The organism is Streptomyces tibetensis, from assembly GCF_040647715.1.
GTDB classification, from domain to species: domain Bacteria; phylum Actinomycetota; class Actinomycetes; order Streptomycetales; family Streptomycetaceae; genus Streptomyces; species Streptomyces tibetensis_A.
Genome location: NZ_JBEZCR010000025.1, coordinates 24,146 through 40,151, shown reverse-complemented (window position 1 = coordinate 40,151; position 16,006 = coordinate 24,146). Strand labels below are relative to the sequence as shown.

At 70.3% G+C, this 16,006-nt stretch carries 15 protein-coding genes; 12 read left to right on the top strand and 3 right to left on the bottom strand.

Annotated features, from left to right (window positions below; all coding sequences use genetic code 11):
• Nucleotides 1-151 precede the first annotated feature (151 nt).
• Nucleotides 152-1,057 (bottom strand): endonuclease/exonuclease/phosphatase family protein, encoded by a 906-nt coding sequence (locus tag AB0B29_RS37385; protein WP_362247165.1) that lies wholly within the window; start codon nucleotides 1,055-1,057, stop codon nucleotides 152-154.
• 193 nt (nucleotides 1,058-1,250) lie between these two features.
• Here AB0B29_RS37385 and AB0B29_RS37380 point away from each other — a divergent pair, with 193 nt between their 5' ends.
• Entirely contained in the window at nucleotides 1,251-2,552 is a 1,302-nt protein-coding gene (locus tag AB0B29_RS37380) for a DUF6986 family protein (RefSeq protein ID WP_362247163.1), read from the top strand.
• A 528-nt stretch (nucleotides 2,553-3,080) separates the two neighbouring features.
• Here the strand turns inward: AB0B29_RS37380 and AB0B29_RS37375 are convergent.
• Together AB0B29_RS37375 and AB0B29_RS37370 are read right to left on the bottom strand one after the other, a co-directional pair.
• A complete protein-coding gene (locus tag AB0B29_RS37375; RefSeq protein ID WP_362247161.1) occupies nucleotides 3,081-3,896 on the bottom strand; it encodes a hypothetical protein in 816 nt (271 codons plus the stop codon).
• 7 nt (nucleotides 3,897-3,903) lie between these two features.
• Nucleotides 3,904-4,890 (bottom strand): LacI family DNA-binding transcriptional regulator, encoded by a 987-nt coding sequence (locus AB0B29_RS37370; protein ID WP_362247169.1) that lies wholly within the window; start codon nucleotides 4,888-4,890, stop codon nucleotides 3,904-3,906.
• Nucleotides 4,891-5,165: 275 nt separating this feature from the next.
• Between AB0B29_RS37370 and AB0B29_RS37365 the strand changes: the two genes are divergently transcribed.
• The 11 genes from AB0B29_RS37365 (at nucleotide 5,166) to AB0B29_RS37315 (ending at nucleotide 16,001) form a co-directional block, all read left to right on the top strand.
• Complete coding sequence (locus AB0B29_RS37365; RefSeq protein WP_362247159.1) at nucleotides 5,166-6,119, top strand: ROK family protein; 954 nt, start codon at nucleotides 5,166-5,168, stop codon at nucleotides 6,117-6,119.
• A gap of 169 nt (nucleotides 6,120-6,288) precedes the next feature.
• Nucleotides 6,289-6,732 carry a helix-turn-helix transcriptional regulator gene (locus AB0B29_RS37360; protein ID WP_362247157.1) on the top strand — a complete coding sequence of 148 codons (444 nt, stop codon included), beginning with the start codon at nucleotides 6,289-6,291 and terminating at the stop codon, nucleotides 6,730-6,732.
• Between the two features lie 10 nt (nucleotides 6,733-6,742).
• On the top strand, nucleotides 6,743-7,159 hold the full coding sequence (locus tag AB0B29_RS37355; RefSeq protein WP_361870359.1) for a VOC family protein: 417 nt from the start codon (nucleotides 6,743-6,745) through the stop codon (nucleotides 7,157-7,159).
• A gap of 96 nt (nucleotides 7,160-7,255) precedes the next feature.
• The gene (locus AB0B29_RS37350) at nucleotides 7,256-9,649 is read left to right on the top strand and encodes an excinuclease ABC subunit UvrA (protein WP_362247155.1); all 2,394 of its coding nucleotides are present in this window, start codon (nucleotides 7,256-7,258) and stop codon (nucleotides 9,647-9,649) included.
• Between the two features lie 143 nt (nucleotides 9,650-9,792).
• Nucleotides 9,793-10,068 carry a hypothetical protein gene (locus AB0B29_RS37345; RefSeq protein ID WP_362247153.1) on the top strand — a complete coding sequence of 92 codons (276 nt, stop codon included), beginning with the start codon at nucleotides 9,793-9,795 and terminating at the stop codon, nucleotides 10,066-10,068.
• Nucleotides 10,069-10,118: 50 nt separating this feature from the next.
• Nucleotides 10,119-10,343, top strand: a complete 225-nt coding sequence (locus AB0B29_RS37340; protein WP_362247151.1) for a hypothetical protein — start codon at nucleotides 10,119-10,121, stop codon at nucleotides 10,341-10,343.
• A gap of 66 nt (nucleotides 10,344-10,409) precedes the next feature.
• Nucleotides 10,410-10,637, top strand: a complete 228-nt coding sequence (locus AB0B29_RS37335; protein WP_362247149.1) for a hypothetical protein — start codon at nucleotides 10,410-10,412, stop codon at nucleotides 10,635-10,637.
• A 149-nt stretch (nucleotides 10,638-10,786) separates the two neighbouring features.
• Nucleotides 10,787-11,830, top strand: a complete 1,044-nt coding sequence (locus AB0B29_RS37330) for an NUDIX hydrolase (protein ID WP_362247147.1) — start codon at nucleotides 10,787-10,789, stop codon at nucleotides 11,828-11,830.
• A 306-nt stretch (nucleotides 11,831-12,136) separates the two neighbouring features.
• On the top strand, nucleotides 12,137-13,168 hold the full coding sequence (locus tag AB0B29_RS37325; RefSeq protein ID WP_362247145.1) for an ABC transporter permease: 1,032 nt from the start codon (nucleotides 12,137-12,139) through the stop codon (nucleotides 13,166-13,168).
• A gap of 80 nt (nucleotides 13,169-13,248) precedes the next feature.
• The gene (locus tag AB0B29_RS37320) at nucleotides 13,249-14,934 is read left to right on the top strand and encodes an ABC transporter substrate-binding protein (RefSeq protein ID WP_362247144.1); all 1,686 of its coding nucleotides are present in this window, start codon (nucleotides 13,249-13,251) and stop codon (nucleotides 14,932-14,934) included.
• A gap of 74 nt (nucleotides 14,935-15,008) precedes the next feature.
• Nucleotides 15,009-16,001 (top strand): ABC transporter permease, encoded by a 993-nt coding sequence (locus AB0B29_RS37315; protein WP_362247142.1) that lies wholly within the window; start codon nucleotides 15,009-15,011, stop codon nucleotides 15,999-16,001.
• Nucleotides 16,002-16,006: the final 5 nt, after the last annotated feature.

Below are 16,006 nucleotides of genomic sequence, written 5' to 3'. Positions count from 1 at the left end.
CCGATCTTCGACCTCGTCGACTACGGCGTCGTCGGCGACCTCTTCGACGTCGTCCCGGCCCTCACCGAGGAGATCAAGACCCGCAAGGGCTGATCGACCCCCGGCTGTGGAAGGCTCCCGTGACCGTGCCAACGGTCACGGGAGCCTCTTGTCATCCCAGGGTCATCGAGGCTTGTACCGGCAGGTGGTCGCTCGGGTACGTCCCGTCCATGCTGAAGGTGTTCATCCCGGCCCAGTGCGTGGTCACCCCTGGAGTGGTGAGGATCCAGTCGATGCGCCGCCCGCCGGGCTTGAGCCTCCGGTAGCCGTGGTGCGTCCCGTAGGCCGGACCCCGCGAGGCCGCCGCGTCCCAGGCGTCCACCAGTCCGAGGTCCAGCATGAGGTCGTACACCCGGTTGTCGTGGGCGGCCGCGTTGAAGTCGCCGGTGACGACGACCGGTGAGGACCGGTCCCACCCGGTGATCGTTTCGCCTATGAGCTCCGCCGAGCGTTCCCGGGCGTACTGGCTGACGCTGTCGAGATGGGTGTTGAGGACGTAGAACTCCCGCCCCCCGTCGGCGAGGTCGGCGAAACGGACCCAGGTCACCATGCGCAGCCAGTCCGCGCCCCAGGTGTTCGAGGCGATCGTGTACGGGGTGTCGGACAGCCAGAAGTGATCGAACTCGATCGGTTCGAGTCTGCGGGTGTCGTAGAAGACGGCCATGAACTCGTCCTTGCTGCCGCCCCCGCGTCCGGTGCCGATCCAGTCGTAGTGCGCGCCGAGATCCTTCTCGATCGCGCGCACTTGCCGGTAGAGCCCTTCCTGGGTGCCGATGACGTGCGGTCGCTCGCGGCGCAGCAGCTCTCGCATCACCGGCCGGCGTACCTCCCAGCGCGGTGTCGTGTCGACGACGGTCCCGAAACGGACGTTGAACGTCATGACGTTCAGGGCGCCCGCGTGCTCGCCGGCGGAAGCGTGGTGTGTGGGGCCCGCGGTGGTGAGCAGCGGTCCCGCGACGGCGGCGGCCGCCGCTGCCTTGAGCCCGTGGCGGCGCGTCACGCCGGCCTCGTTCGGCACGTGGTCTCCCTCCCCTTGCACGTCAGGATGAAGCTTGCCTTCTGAGTACGGAAGAAGAGGGCCGATCGGCAGCGATCAAGAGGGAAGCAGGGGGAAATCCCCTCCACGATGGTGTTGACCAGGCCGAAGGTCGGCCGATAACTTCGTTCTACGGATTGTTGATTCCGCTGTGCGGAAAATGGAGGGTCTCGCAATGGGTCAGGACCGGCAGGAGAAGGTGGCGACGAGCCTCGCGGGAGCCGTCAGCGAGGAGATCAGCGCCTCCCTCGCGCCGGTCGACGCCGAGCTGGCGCGCCGCTACCCCGGAGACCCCGGAAGCCGTCAGCCCGTCCACACCGTCTACGTACCCGGTGACGCCTTCGCCGCCGACACCGTCCGCTCCTGGGGGGACCGGGCCCTCGCCGCACTCGACGAACACGCCCCGGACGCCGCGTCCTTCGCCGCCGTCCTCGGGCTCTCCGAGGAACTCGCCGGGCCCGTCCACGCGCGCGTGCGCGCCAAGCTGGAGCGCGAGCCCATCGAGGACCTGCGCGTCGACTTCGAGGACGGCTACGGCAACCGCCCCGACGCCGAGGAGGACGAGGCCGCCGCCCGCGCCGCCCGGCTGATCGCCTCAGGCTACGAGGACGGCACCGCCGCCCCGTACATGGGCATCCGCATGAAGTGCATGGAAGCGCCCGTACGAGCCCGGGGCATCCGCACCCTCGACATCTTCCTCACCGGCCTGATGGAGGCCGGCGGCCTGCCCGACGGTCTGGTCCTCACCCTGCCGAAGGTGACGTACGCGGAGCAGGTCACCGCCATGGCGCGGCTGCTGGACGCCTTCGAGAAGGCACACGGCCTCGAGCCCGGCCGGATCGGCTTCGAGATCCAGATCGAGACCAGCCAGTCCATCCTCGCCGCCGACGGCACCGCCACCGTCGCCCGCATGATCCAGGCCGCCGAGGGCCGGGCCACCGGCCTGCACTACGGCACCTTCGACTACAGCGCCTGCCTGGGCGTCTCCGCCGCGCACCAGGCGAGCGACCACCCCGCGGCGGACCACGCCAAGGCCGTCATGCAGGTCGCGGCGGCCGGGACGGGCGTACGCGTCTCGGACGGCTCGACGAACGTCCTGCCGGTCGGCCCGACCGCCAAGGTCCACGACGCCTGGCGGCTGCACTACGGCCTCACCCGCCGCGCCCTGGCCCGCGCCTACTACCAGGGCTGGGACATGCACCCCGGGCACATCCCCACCCGCTACGCGGCCGTCTTCGCCTTCTACCGCGAGGGCTTCGAGCAGGCCGCCGCCCGCCTGTCCCGCTACGCCAACCGCACCGGCGGCGACGTCATGGACGAGCCCGCCACCGCCAAGGCCCTCAGCGGCTACCTGCTGCGCGGCCTGGACTGCGGCGCCCTGGACAACGGCGAGGTGGCGCGCCTGGCCGGCCTGACCCGAGCGGACCTGGAGAGCTTCGCGGCGCCCCGTCGCGGGGACCTGACGGCCTCCGCCTGACCATGCCGGTCAGGCGGGGACCGGACGGCACGTACCGGCCCTGTCACAGCCGTCACCGACGCCTGTCACCGTCGGAGGTGCGCCGTAGTCTGTACGCCACGCGCTGACGGTGTCGGGGTCGTCGGCTCGTCCGGTGGGGTCACGTGAACGGGGCAGCGGTGCCGACGGGGGAGCACGGGCGGACGGACGGAGCCGGACGACTGCCTCGCCGTCTGGCCCCGGCGCCACCGGCCACCGGGAAAACGACCGGTGGCACCACCACCCCCGGCGGCGGTTCGGGAGGCGGCGCCCCGACCGGCGGCGGCTCGACCACCCCGGCCCCGGCCTGTGACGCCATCGGTGGCGGCAAGTCGACTGCCAGGTCTACTCCGCCTCCGGCGCCAAGGCCGGCATCCTCAACGCGGGCACCGACTACTTCCACCGCCGGCAGAACCTGGGCCGCCGCGAGACGTCGGGGGAGTGGACCGACGTCTGGTGGGCCAAGACCGACGACGACGGCGGCAACAAGGACGTCCGGGTCAGCGACGTCTACATCAAGGGCGGCGACAACGACGGTCCGGTGCCCGGACTCCCGGTCTGCTGACCCCGGGCCGAAGCGGCGACGTACCGCTCGAGACCGCAGGCCGTCACCAGCTTCTCCTCGACGAACAGCCGCGTGCCCCGCTCGCACAGCCGCCGGTCCCCCCGCGCCCGCGCGCAGAACTCCTCCGGCACGACACCGAACAGCTCCCGCAGACGCGGCAGCCCGACGAGGAGCTCGGTCAGCAGCTCCCGCTCACCGGGGTGGACGCGCGGCGTGCCCGTGCCGTCGTGGAGGACACCGTGCCGGTTGACGTAGGCGTAGGCCCCGGGCAGCAGGGTGCCGTCCGCGAGGTCGATCCGGACGTCGGGCGACGGCAGCCAGGCCCGGTCGAAGTTGCCGCCCGGCACCGGCACGCCCTCGCTCGCGTCGATCACCGCGAGCTGCTCGGCGTCGAGCCACAGGACGAACAACTCCCTTACGGTGCCCGGGGCGCCGACCGGCGAGGCGGAGACGTACCCCATGCGGCTCACATGCGCGGAGACACCGGCGTCGATGCCCGTCACCCGCGCCTTCACCATGGGCAGCGGCGCGCTGATCCCGAACTCCACCATCTTGTGCCGCAACTGCCCCGGGCTGCCGTTCGAGCCGATGGCGATGACCGGGGTGCGGTCCTCGAACACCAGCTGCTCCAGCGGCAGGAAGCTGTCCCCGTCGAGCAGCCCGGAACCGTCGGGCCACGCCCCGGGGTACAGCAGAGGGTGCTCCCGCGGCGCCTCGGCCAGGCCGAGTGCCCGCAGGGTGCGATCGGTGGCGTCGTTCATCGGCCGCTCAGTCCGCCGGGGGGATCTCGCCCGAGCCGCGGGTGATCAGCCGGGTCGGCAGCTCGATGCGCTCGGGGGTGACCGGGGTGCCGTCCAGCTGCCGGAAGAGACGTTCCGCCGCGGTGCGGCCGAGGTCCGCCGCGTCCTGGGCCACGACCGTGACGCCCGGCTGGAGCAGGTCGGCGAGCTCGATGTCGTCGAAACCGACCAGGGCGACACGGCGGGCCTGCTCGGCGAGCACCCGGATCACGGTCACCGTCACCCGGTTGTTGCCCGCGAAGATCGCCGTGACCGGCTCCGGGCCGGTCAGCATGTCCTCGGCCGCCCTGCGCACCCGCTCGGGGCCGGTGACGCCGAGGGACATCCAGGAGTCCGCCACGGGTATGCCGGCGTCCTCCATGGCGGCTCGGTAGCCGCGCAGCCGCTCGGCGGTGGTATGGATCCGGGGCATGTCGCCGATGAAGCCGATCCGCCGGTGGCCGTGTGCGATGAGGTGGGCGACGCCTCCCCGGGCGCCGCCGAAGTTGTCCGACAGGACCACGTCGGCGTCGATGCGCCCGGCCGGCCGGTCCACGAACACCGTGGCGACCCCCGCCTTGAGCTCCGGTTCCAGATAGCGATGGTCGTCCCCGGCCGGGATCACCACCAGCCCGTCCACCCGCCGCGCGCACAGCGCCAGCACCAGCTCCTGTTCCCGCTCGGGGTCCTCCGCGCTGGAGCCGTTGATCAGCAGGGCACCGTGCGCGCGGGCCACCTCCTCGACCGACCGGCTCAGCGGCCCGTAGAACGGGTCCGCGAGGTCCTCCAGGACCAGTCCGATGCTCGCCGTGCGGCCCTTGCGCAGCACCCGCGCGCTGTCGTTGCGGCGGAAGCCGAGGGCGCCGATCGCCTCCTGGACCCGTTGCTCGGTCTCCGCGGTGACCCCCGGCTCCCCGTTCACGACACGGGAGACCGTCTTGAGGCCGACCCCGGCGCGTGCGGCCACGTCCTTCATGGTGGGCCGGGTGCCGTAGCGCGCTGCGGAGCGGAGGGGGGTCTGGGGCACGGTGCGGTGTCCTGTCCTGTCGTCCACGCGGGTGCGTCGATTCTCGGTTTGTATGAGGATGTGGCGTCGAGCATAGAGCCTGGACAACGTTGTCAGGCTCGGGGGAGACTGTCCACCGCACTCTCCGGCCCGCGCACCGCCGCGGGCCGTGCCTGCTGCTCGCCTTGCTCGACGGCCTTTATCGGCGTTTTTCTCATGAGACCCGACGGGGAGATCCGACTCTGATGCACACCGACCTCGTGGCCGCGCTCGACATCGGCGGTACCAAGATCGCCGGCGCTCTGGTGGACGGCGACGGCCGGATCCTGGTCCGCGCCCAGCGGCCGACGCCCGCGCGGGAGGACGGCGACACCGTGATGCGGGCCGTGACGGAGGTGCTCGGCGAGCTCACCGCGTCGCCGCTGTGGGACCGTGCCTCGGCCGTGGGGATCGGCAGTGCCGGGCCCGTGGACGCCTCAGCGGGCACGGTCAGCCCGGTGAACGTGCCGGGCTGGCGCGACTACCCGCTCGTCGCACGCGTCCGGGCCGCCGCGGGCGAGCTGCCCGTCGAGCTGATCGGCGACGGTGTGGCGATCACCGCGGCGGAACACTGGCAGGGCGCCGCCCGGGGCCACGCCAACGCGCTGTGCATGGTCGTCTCCACGGGCGTCGGCGGCGGTCTGGTGCTCGGCGACCGGTTGCATCCCGGGCCCACCGGCAACGCCGGCCACATCGGCCACATCAGCGTGGACCTCGACGGCGATCTGTGCCCGTGCGGCTCGCACGGCTGTGTGGAGCGCATCGCGAGCGGCCCCAACATCGCCCGCCGCGCCCTGGAGAACGGCTGGCGGCCCGGCCCGGACGGGGATACCTCCGCCGCCGCGGTGGCCGCCGCCGCCCGCTGCGGTGACCCGGTCGCCCTCGCCTCCTTCGAACGGGCCGCCCAGGCCCTGGCCGCCGGGATCGCCGCCACCGCGACCCTCGTGGAGATCGACATCGCCGTGATCGGCGGGGGAGTGGGCAAGGCGGGCGACGTCCTGTTCGATCCCCTGCGCAAGGCCCTGAGTTCCTACGCGACGCTGTCCTTCGTCCGGCACCTGACCGTGGCGCCGGCGCAGATGGGCACCGACGCGGGGCTGGTGGGCGCGGCGGCGGCAGCACTGGCGAGGCGGACGGACCCGGCCGCGGCCGGGGTGTGAGACAGGGGCCCGCTCCGGCAGAAACGTCAAACCTGGGGTGGCGTGACGCGGGCAGGTGCGGGTTCCGGCGTGACGGTGGTCCCCCCCTTGGCCCGGGTGATACGGACCGGTCCGGTCCGTTTAGCCGGAAATCGGCCGCACATGCGTACGATGTGGCACGATCGCGCTTGTGAGCAGCAGACCCGCCTCGGCGCAGCACCTGCGTGACCTCGCCCGACTGCGGCGCGTCAAGGACCGCATCGACCGCGAGTACGCGAAGCCTCTGGACGTCGAGGCGCTTGCGCGGGGCGTGCACATGTCGGCCGGGCACCTCAGCCGCGCGTTCCGGCAGGCGTACGGCGAGTCGCCGTACAGCTACCTCATGACGCGGCGCATCGAGCGCGCGATGGCGCTGCTGCGCCGGGGCGACCTCAGCGTCACCGAGGTGTGCTTCGAGGTCGGCTGCGCGTCGCTGGGCACCTTCAGCACCCGTTTCACCGAGCTGGTGGGCATGCCGCCCAGTGCCTACCGGCGCGACGCGGCGCGCGCGACGGCCGGGATTCCCTCGTGCGTGGCGAAGCAGGTGACCAGACCGATCAGGAATCGAGAAGCGCCCGCCCCCGGCCGAAACTAGCGTGAGGGCCATGGACCTTCGCATTCACGCCAGTTTCCTTCCGCACGACGACCCGGACGCCGCCCTGGCGTTCTACCGCGACACCCTCGGCTTCGAAGTCAGGAACGACGTCGGGTACCAGGGCATGCGCTGGATCACGGTCGGCCCCGTCGGCCAGCCCGGCACGAACATCGTGCTGCACCCGCCGGCCGCCGACCCCGGCGTCACCGAGGACGAGCGCCGCACCATCGCCGAGATGATGGCCAAGGGCACCTACGCGAGCATCGTCCTGGCCACCACCGACGTCGACGCCACCTTCGAGCGGGTGCAGGCGGGCGACGCCGAGGTGGTCCAGGAGCCGGTGGACCAGCCCTACGGCGTGCGCGACTGCGCCTTCCGCGACCCCGCGGGCAACATGGTCCGCATCCAGCAGCTGAAGGCGCCGTAGCAGCCCCCGCACCGCACTCCCCGCGCCCCTCCCGGGAGGGGCGCGGGGTTCGAGATCGCCCGAGCGCGGCAGCGCCGCCCGACAGATGGAGACACCATGAGCAAGGCCACGACGACGGACAGCCGGTCGCCCGGGCCGCACGTTGCCGACAGCCATGACGTGATCCGCGTGCACGGCGCACGCGAGAACAACCTCAGGGACGTCAGCATCGAGATTCCGAAGCGGCGGCTCACGGTGTTCACCGGTGTCTCCGGCTCGGGCAAGAGCTCCCTGGTGTTCGACACGATCGCCGCGGAGTCGCAGCGGCTGATCAACGAGACCTACAGCGCCTTCCTGCAGGGCTTCATGCCGAACCTGGCCCGGCCCGAGGTCGACGTTCTCGACGGCCTGACGACCGCGATCGCCGTCGACCAGCAGCGCATGGGGTCCGATCCCCGCTCCACCGTCGGCACCGCCACCGACGCCAACGCGATGCTGCGGATCCTCTTCAGCCGGCTCGGCACACCGCACATCGGCCCGCCCGGCGCGTTCTCGTTCAACACCGCCTCGGTCTCGGCGAGTGGTGGCTTCACGGTGGACCGCGGCGCCGACAGGACCAGGACCGAGAAGGTGTCCTTCAGCCGCACCGGCGGTATGTGCACGCACTGCGAGGGCCGGGGCACGGTCTCCGACATCGACCTCACCCAGCTCTACGACGACTCCAAGTCGCTGTCCGAGGACCCGTTCACCATCCCCACCTACACCGGTGACGGCTGGGTGGTGCGGGTCATCGCCGAGTCGGGCTTCTTCGACAAGGACAAGCCGATCCGCGACTACAGCAAGAAGGAGCGACACGACTTCCTGTACCGCGAGCCGGTCAAGGTGAAGATCAACGGGGTCAACCTCACCTACGAGGGGCTGATCCCGAAGCTCCAGAAAAGCTTCCTCTCCAAGGATCGCGAGTCGATGCAGCCGCACATCCGGGCCTTCGTGGACCGGGCGGTCACCTTCACCCGCTGCCCCGAGTGCGACGGCACCCGGCTCAGCGAGCTCGCCCGCTCCTCGAAGATCGGAGAGGTCAACATCGCGGACGCCTGCGCGATGGAGATCCGCGACCTGGCGGAGTGGGTGCGAGGGCTGGACGAGCCGTCGGTGGCCCCGCTGCTGACCAAGCTCCAGCACACCCTCGACTCGTTCGTGGAGATCGGCCTGGGTTACCTCTCGCTCGACCGGTCGTCCGGCACGCTCTCCGGCGGCGAGGCGCAACGCACCAAGATGATCCGCCACCTCGGCTCCTCACTCACGGATGTCACCTACGTCTTCGACGAGCCGTCCATCGGCCTGCACCCCCATGACATCCAGCGGATGAACAACCTCCTGCTGCGCCTGCGGGACAAGGGCAACACCGTGCTGGTCGTGGAGCACAAGCCGGAGACGATCGCCATCGCCGACCACGTCGTGGACCTCGGCCCCGGCGCCGGCACGGCGGGCGGCGCCGTCTGTTTCGAGGGCACCCTGGAGGGGCTGCGGGGCAGCGGCACCGTCACCGGGCGGCACCTCGACGACCGGGCCAAGACCAAGGCGACGGTCCGCAAGCCCACCGGCGCGCTGGAGATCCGGGGCGCCTCGGCGAACAACCTGCAGGGCGTCGACGTCGACATCCCGCTCGGCGTCCTCACCGTCGTCACCGGCGTCGCGGGTTCCGGCAAGAGCTCTCTGGTACACGGCTCCATCCCCGCCGAGGAGGGCGTGGTCGCGATCGACCAGACCCCGATCCGCGGATCCCGGCGCAGCAACCCGGCGACGTACACCGGGCTGGCCGACCCGATCCGCAAGGCCTTCGCCAAGGCCAACGGTGTGAAGCCGGCCCTGTTCAGCGCCAACTCCGAAGGCGCCTGCCCCACCTGCAACGGCGCCGGTGTCATCTACACCGACCTGGCGATCATGCAGAGCGTGGCAACGCCCTGCGAGGAGTGCGAGGGCAGGCGGTTCGAGGCGTCGGTGCTGGAGTACCGCCTCGGCGGCCGCGACATCAGCGAGGTGCTGGCGATGCCCGTGACCGAGGCCGAGGAGTTCTTCGGCAGCGGTGAGGCCCGCACGCCCGCCGCGCACAGGATCCTCCAGCGGCTCGCGGACGTCGGTCTCGGCTACCTCACCCTCGGCCAGCCGCTCACCACACTGTCCGGCGGCGAGCGGCAGCGGCTCAAGCTGGCCACGCACATGGGTGAGAAGGGCGGTGTGTACGTGCTCGACGAGCCGACCACCGGGCTCCACCTCGCGGACGTGGAGCAGCTGCTCGGCCTCCTCGACCGGCTCGTCGACTCCGGCAAGTCGGTCATCGTGATCGAGCACCATCAGGCGGTCATGGCGCACGCCGACTGGATCATCGACCTCGGCCCCGGCGCGGGCCACGACGGCGGCCGGATCGTCTTCGAGGGCACGCCGGCCGACCTCGTCGAGGCCCGCTCCACGCTGACCGGCGAGCACCTGGCGGCCTACGTGGGCGCCTGACGGGGCCCTTGGAGGCCGTGACAGCGACTGCTGCGGGACGCCTCACGGCCTCCATATCGGACTTAAAGTAGAAATACCGTGAATATCGGCGCGGGTCGAGGGCACTCCGTCTCCTGAATCCCCCCCACGGAACGGAGCCGCAGATGATCATCAAGAAGATGCACGAGATGGGCGTCCGCAGCGAGCACGCGTACATGGCGGGCATGGCCTCCATCGGCCTCAGCGTCGTCGCCTGGATGGGTTCCATGAAGATGGAAGCAGGCACCGGCCTCGCCCGCGCCGACCGCTGGGGCATCTTCGTCGGAGAGTGGGCACCCACCTTCTTCGGTCTCGGCCTCGCCCTGTCCCACTACGAGCAGCAGGACGGCACCCTCACCGCCGACGTGCACGAGTTCCGGCCGAAGCGCAAGGCGGGCTGAACGGCCCATCCCGGCGCGCGGCCGGCACGGTCCCCGCGCACCCTGGTGCCATGGCGTCCGAGAAACCCGTCGTGGTCTACCCGCCCGCCGCGGACGGCGGCCGAAGGGTCCGTGTGGACGGCCAGTTCCTCGGCATCGCCTACGGGCCGCTCGACGTCGCCGAGTTCCTGCGGCGGGCGGGGATCGAGGACGCGGACGCGGCGTACGTGGCGGCCACGGGGCTGATCGAGTGGCGCGGCGGCGGCTCCGGCACCTGGGGCGCCGGCCCCGGGTGAAGCCGCCGCTTCGCCCGAACGGCCCAGTGGCGTGACCCCGGGGCCCGTCCGGCAGTTGTGTGAGGCATGAAGAAGCGCAGCATGCTCGCCATCGCCTCTCTGGCCACCGGCTTCGCCGTCGCGGCGATCACCCCGTCGCACGCCATCGGAGACAAGCTCCCCGCCATCAACGTGGACGAGACCCTCAAGACGCTCGACCAGACCGTTGCCGGGGAAGGCCTGTCCATGGACGCGAAGAACGGCGTACACAAGAAGAAGAGCGTCCAGAAGAAGGGCGCCCAGAAGAAGGGCTGACGGGCCGTCCCGGCCACGGTGCACGGCGCCGGCGCTCCCTCGCATGAGAGGGGGCGCCGGCGCCGTCGTCACGCGCTCTCAACTGCGGCTGGTTTTCGTGGCAGGGTGGAGCGGGCAAGCCTCAGGGGGCCAACAGAAGAGGGGGACCTGTGACCGTCGTCTGGATCAACGGCGCGTTCGGTGCGGGGAAGACCACCACCGCACGGGAACTGATCGAACTGATCCCGAACAGCACGCTCTTCGACCCGGAGGTCATCGGCGGCGCGCTAGCCCACCTGCTGCCACCCAAACACCTCGCCGAGGTCGGCGACTTCCAGGACCTGCCGATCTGGCGACGGCTCGTGATCGACACGGCGGCCGCGATGCTCGCCGAGCTCGGCGGGACCCTCGTCGTGCCCATGACCCTGTTGCGCCAGGAGTACCGCGACGAGATCTTCGGCGGCCTCGCCGCGCGCAGGATCCCGGTCAGCCACATCCTGCTCGCTCCGGCCGAAACGATACTGCGGGAACGTATAGCGGGCCGTGAGGTGCCCCGGGACCTCCCCGACGGCGACATGCGAATACGTCAGTGGTCCTTCGACCACATCGAGCCGTACCGGACCGCCCTCGCCTCCTGGCTCACCGCCGACGCCCACCCGGTCGACACCAGCGACCTCACTCCGTACGAGACGGCCGTGCGCATCGCCGAGGCCGTCACCGAGGGGTCGGTGCCCGTCTGCGACATCGTCCAGACGCCCGAGCCCACCGCCGAGACCGTCGCCGCCGGAGTGCTCCTCTTCGACGAGCAGGACCGGGTGCTGCTCGTCGACCCCACGTACAAGGCCGGCTGGGAGTTCCCCGGCGGTGTCGTCGAACCCGGAGAGGCGCCCGCGCGCGCCGGAGTGCGAGAGGTCGCCGAGGAGACCGGCATCCACCTCGACGAGGTGCCGGGCCTGCTCGTCGTCGACTGGGAGCGCCCCGCGCCCCCCGCGTTCGGCGGTCTGCGCCTCCTCTTCGACGGCGGCCTGCTGCACTCCGCCGAGGCCGGACGGCTGCTGCTTCCCGGCCCCGAGCTGCGCGCCTGGCGGTTCGTCACCGAGGCGGAGGCCGCCGGTTTGCTGCCCCCCGTGCGCTACGAGCGGCTGCGCTGGGCGCTGCGGGCACGCGAACGCGGAGCCGCGCTCTACCTGGAAGCCGGGGTGCCGGTCGGCTGACGCCGGGCCCGCCGCCCGCCCCCTTTACCCGGCACGGGGGATTCCGAGGGAAAAGCAAAAGGAAACGAAGGCGTGGCCACGGCCAATCGCTGCCCAAGGAATCTCCCGCGAACACTCACGCCCCGGGTAATCGCATTCCCCGCTCTCGTCAACACTTTTCCATCTCAGCAAACAATCCCTTTTCTCGCCCCTGCGCGGCTTGACCGGGCTCGCACACGGTTGCGAAAGTCCGCAGAGTCTCACGGCGGAAGCAACGACCGCCACCCAATTTCCTTGCCTCAGGGGCAGATCCGGGATGTCCGTACGATGACCACGCAACACCAGCCGGTCGACACCGGCGGCGGCACCGCGCTGCTGCCCGAGCCGTCGACCCAAGGCTCCAGACCCGACGGCACGGCAGTCGCCGGCCGCTCACCGGCCCGGATGGCCTGGCGGCGGATCAGGCGGGACAAGGTCACCACCGTCGCCCTCGTGGCCACCCTCCTGTTCATCGCGATCGCGCTCCTCGCCCCGGTGCTCACCGCACTGACCGGCTGGGGGCCGATCACCCCCGACAACAAGGCGATCAATCCGGACACGGGTAATTTCCCCTACGGATCGCTGGGCGGCATCAGCACCGAGCACCTGCTCGGCGTCGAACCGGGCACGGGTTATGACCTGTTCGCCCGCATCGTCTACGGCCTGCGCACGTCGCTCTACGTGGGATTCGCCTCGGCCTTGCTGTCCACCGCGGTCGGTGTGGTGGCCGGGCTCGCCGCCGGTTATTTCGGCGGCTGGGTCGATTCCCTGCTGTCCCGGATCATGGACGTGATGCTGGCGTTCCCCCAGCTGCTGTTCATCATCGCGCTCACCCCGGTGATCCAGAACGCCCTGCAGACCAACAGCCACGGCGGCACCGACGAGAACCTCCGGCTGCTCGTCCTGGTCCTCAACATCGCGGTCTTCGCCTGGGCCTACACCGCCCGCCTGGTGCGCGGGCAGGTGCTGTCCTTGCGCGAACGGGAGTTCGTCGACGCCGCGCGGCTGATGAGCGCCGGCCGCCGGCACATCCTCTTCCGGCAACTGCTGCCCAACCTGTGGGCGCCGATCCTGATCTCCTTCGCGCTCGCCGTCCCGCAGAACATCACCACCGAGGCGGCGCTGTCGTACCTGGGCGTGGGCGTCATCCCTCCCAACCCCGACTGGGGAGCCGTGCTGTCGGACGCCTCCCAGTTCTTCCTCCAGGACCCGATGTACCTCGTCGTGCCCGGCGTCCTGCTCTTCCTCCTCGTGCTGGCGCTCAACCTGCTCGGGGACGGCGTCCGGGACGCCCTGGATCCCCGCGCCCGGCGCGGCTGACGAGCCACCCCCCCCCGAGTGTCGCCCCGGCGGTCCCACGAACGGCCGCCGAGCCCGTAGCAAGAAACGGAGTTTCCCCCATGACGCGCACCACGCGTACCACGCGCAGATCGCGCACGGTCGCTCTCACGGCAACCGCCGTGGTGATCGCCCTCGGAGCCACCGCATGCGGAGGGTCCTCCGGCAACAGCGCCGGCGGCTCCCCGTCGAAGGGCGGCACGCTGACCATCCTCGACGACGCCGACTTCAACCACATCGACCCTCAGCGGACGTACACCACCGAGGGTTCGAGCATGGACTACGAACTCGTGCGCACCCTCACCGGATGGGACGAGACGGGCTCCCAGCCCAAGCTGGTCGGCGACCTGGCGACCGACACCGGAACGCCGAGCAAGGGCGCCACGGTGTGGACGTTCCACCTGCGCCACGGGGTCAAGTGGCAGGACGGCAGCGAGGTCACCGCGCAGGACGTCAAGTACGGCGTCGAGCGGGCCTTCTCCCCGGACATCAACGGCGGACCGCCGTACGCGAGTCAGTGGCTGGTCGGCGGTGACTCCTACAAGGGCCCGTACCAGGGCAAGCAGCTGTCCTCGATCCAGACGCCGGACAAGTACACCATCGTCTTCCATCTCAACCAGCCGGTCGCCGACTTCAACGAGACGACCGCGATGACCGGGTGGTCGGGCGTGCCCAAGGCCCACGACACGGGCGCCACGTACGACACCCATGTCTGGTCCGACGGGCCCTACATGATCAAGTCGTACACCAAGAACAAGGAAATGGTCCTCGTCCGGAACAAGAACTGGAGCCAGTCGAACGACCCGATCCGGCAGCAGAACCTCGACGAGATCGACGCGAAGTTCGGGCAGGACCAGGCCGCCATCGACCAGCAGATCAAGTCCGACGGCGGATCCGCACAGACCGCGATCACCCAGACGCCGATCGCCGGCTCCGACCTGACGACGATGGCCGGCGACCCGTCGCTCAAGTCGCGCTACTACAAGATCCCCGCCCCGGGCATCAACTACCTGGCGATCAACATGAACCGGGTCAAGGACCTGAAGGTCCGCCAGGCCATCGAGTACGCCATCGACAAGACCACCGTACGCGGCGCCTTCGGCGGTTCGGCCTACGGCAACTACGCCACCACGATGCTCGCCCCCGGCATCGACGGCCACAAGGACTTCAACCTCTACAGCAGCAACCCCGCCGGTGACCTCACCAAGGCCAAGGCCCTGATGAAGCAGGCCGGAAACCCCAAGCCGACGATGTCCCTCGCCGTGGAGAACATCCCCACGCACGAGCACTTCGCGGACGCCGTGAAGACCGCGCTCGCGAAGATCGGCGTCACGGTGAACATCACCCCGATCGACAAGAACAACTACTTCAGCACCGTCGACAACGTGAAGAACCAGTACGACCTGACCTGGGGCGACTGGATCGCGGACTGGCCCAACGCCTCCACCGTGCTGCCCACCCTCTTCGACGGACGCCAGATCAAGAAGCTCCCGCAGTCCAACAACGACCTCGCCTACCTGAACGACCCGAAGGTCAACGCGCAGATCGACAAGATCGGCAAGATGACCGACATCAAGCAGCGCAACGCGGCCTACGGGGAGCTGGACGAGCAGATCCTCAAGGACGCCGCCGTGGTCCCGCTGATGTACATGAACTTCAGCGAGGTGAGCGGCTCGAAGGTCGGCGGCGTCATCGACGACTCGATCATGGCCGAACCCAGCCTGGTGCACGCCTACATCAAGCAGTGACGCAACCCCTCTGAACCCCGCCGGCGGCCACGGCCGCCGGCGGGCACCCCACTCACGTCAGGTCCCGGCACCCCATGTTTCGTTACCTCATCAGACGCCTGCTGGCAGCGGCCGTGATCATGCTGGTGATCACCACCATCACCTTCTTCATCTTCTTCGCGCTGCCGTCCAACCCCGCGCTCCTGGCCTGCGGAAAGACCTGCTCGCCCTCCCGCCTCGCGGAGATCAAGCACTCGCTGGGCCTGGACCAGAGCTACCTGACGCAGTACTGGGAGTTCGTCAAGGGGCTGGTCGTGGGCCGTGACTACGGCGACCAGAGCGTCCGCATCCACTGCGGCGCGCCCTGCCTCGGCATCTCCTTCCAGACCGACACGCCCGTCCTGACCACCCTCCTTCAGGACTTCCCGGCGGACCTCTCCCTCGGGCTCGGCGCCGCCGTGGCGTTCCTGATCCTGGGCGTCGGCCTCGGCACCGTCGCGGCGGTGCGCAGGGGCCGGGCCGCCGACAAGGCGGCGGTGGGACTCGCCCTGTTCGGGGTGTCGGTGCAGATCTATTTCATCGGTCTGCTGCTGCTCTACCTCTTCGTGGACAAGTTCCAGATCCTGCCGACCTCCGGCTACACGCCCTTCACCGAGGACCCGGCCGGCTGGTTCCAGGGACTGATCCTGCCGTGGGCCACCCTGGTCATCGTCTACCTCGCGATGTACACCCGGCTCACCCGCTCCTCCATGCTGGAGGTCTTCTCCGAGGACTACATGCGCACGGCCCGCGCCAAGGGCCTGCCGGCCGCCACCGTCGTCCTCAAGCACGGACTGCGGGCCGCGATCACCCCGATCATCACCATCTTCGGCATGGACGTCGGCTCACTGATCGGCGGCTCCGCGGTCATCACCGAGTCGGTGTTCGGCATCAACGGCATCGGCAAACTCGCCGTCGACTCCGTCCAGAACTCCGACCTGCCGGTCATCCTCGGCACCACGCTCTTCGCCGCGACGTTCGTCGTCCTCGCCAACGTCGTCGTCGACCTGGTGTACGGCCTCGTCGACCCGCGCGTGCGCCTCGCCTGAGCCCT

What these genes read in the sequence shown, in the direction of transcription:
- AB0B29_RS37325 (WP_362247145.1), top strand. Translation starts at nt 12,137, where the DNA reads ATGACCACGCAACACCAGCCGGTCGACACCGGCGGCGGCACCGCGCTG.
- AB0B29_RS37350 (WP_362247155.1), top strand. Translation starts at nt 7,256, where the DNA reads ATGAGCAAGGCCACGACGACGGACAGCCGGTCGCCCGGGCCGCACGTT.
- AB0B29_RS37335 (WP_362247149.1), top strand. Translation starts at nt 10,410, where the DNA reads ATGAAGAAGCGCAGCATGCTCGCCATCGCCTCTCTGGCCACCGGCTTC.
- AB0B29_RS37380 (WP_362247163.1), top strand. Translation starts at nt 1,251, where the DNA reads ATGGGTCAGGACCGGCAGGAGAAGGTGGCGACGAGCCTCGCGGGAGCC.
- AB0B29_RS37320 (WP_362247144.1), top strand. Translation starts at nt 13,249, where the DNA reads ATGACGCGCACCACGCGTACCACGCGCAGATCGCGCACGGTCGCTCTC.
- AB0B29_RS37315 (WP_362247142.1), top strand. Translation starts at nt 15,009, where the DNA reads ATGTTTCGTTACCTCATCAGACGCCTGCTGGCAGCGGCCGTGATCATG.
- AB0B29_RS37370 (WP_362247169.1), bottom strand. Translation starts at nt 4,890, where the DNA reads ATGAAGGACGTGGCCGCACGCGCCGGGGTCGGCCTCAAGACGGTCTCC.
- AB0B29_RS37355 (WP_361870359.1), top strand. Translation starts at nt 6,743, where the DNA reads ATGGACCTTCGCATTCACGCCAGTTTCCTTCCGCACGACGACCCGGAC.
- AB0B29_RS37375 (WP_362247161.1), bottom strand. Translation starts at nt 3,896, where the DNA reads ATGAACGACGCCACCGATCGCACCCTGCGGGCACTCGGCCTGGCCGAG.
- AB0B29_RS37345 (WP_362247153.1), top strand. Translation starts at nt 9,793, where the DNA reads ATGATCATCAAGAAGATGCACGAGATGGGCGTCCGCAGCGAGCACGCG.
- AB0B29_RS37340 (WP_362247151.1), top strand. Translation starts at nt 10,119, where the DNA reads ATGGCGTCCGAGAAACCCGTCGTGGTCTACCCGCCCGCCGCGGACGGC.
- AB0B29_RS37365 (WP_362247159.1), top strand. Translation starts at nt 5,166, where the DNA reads ATGCACACCGACCTCGTGGCCGCGCTCGACATCGGCGGTACCAAGATC.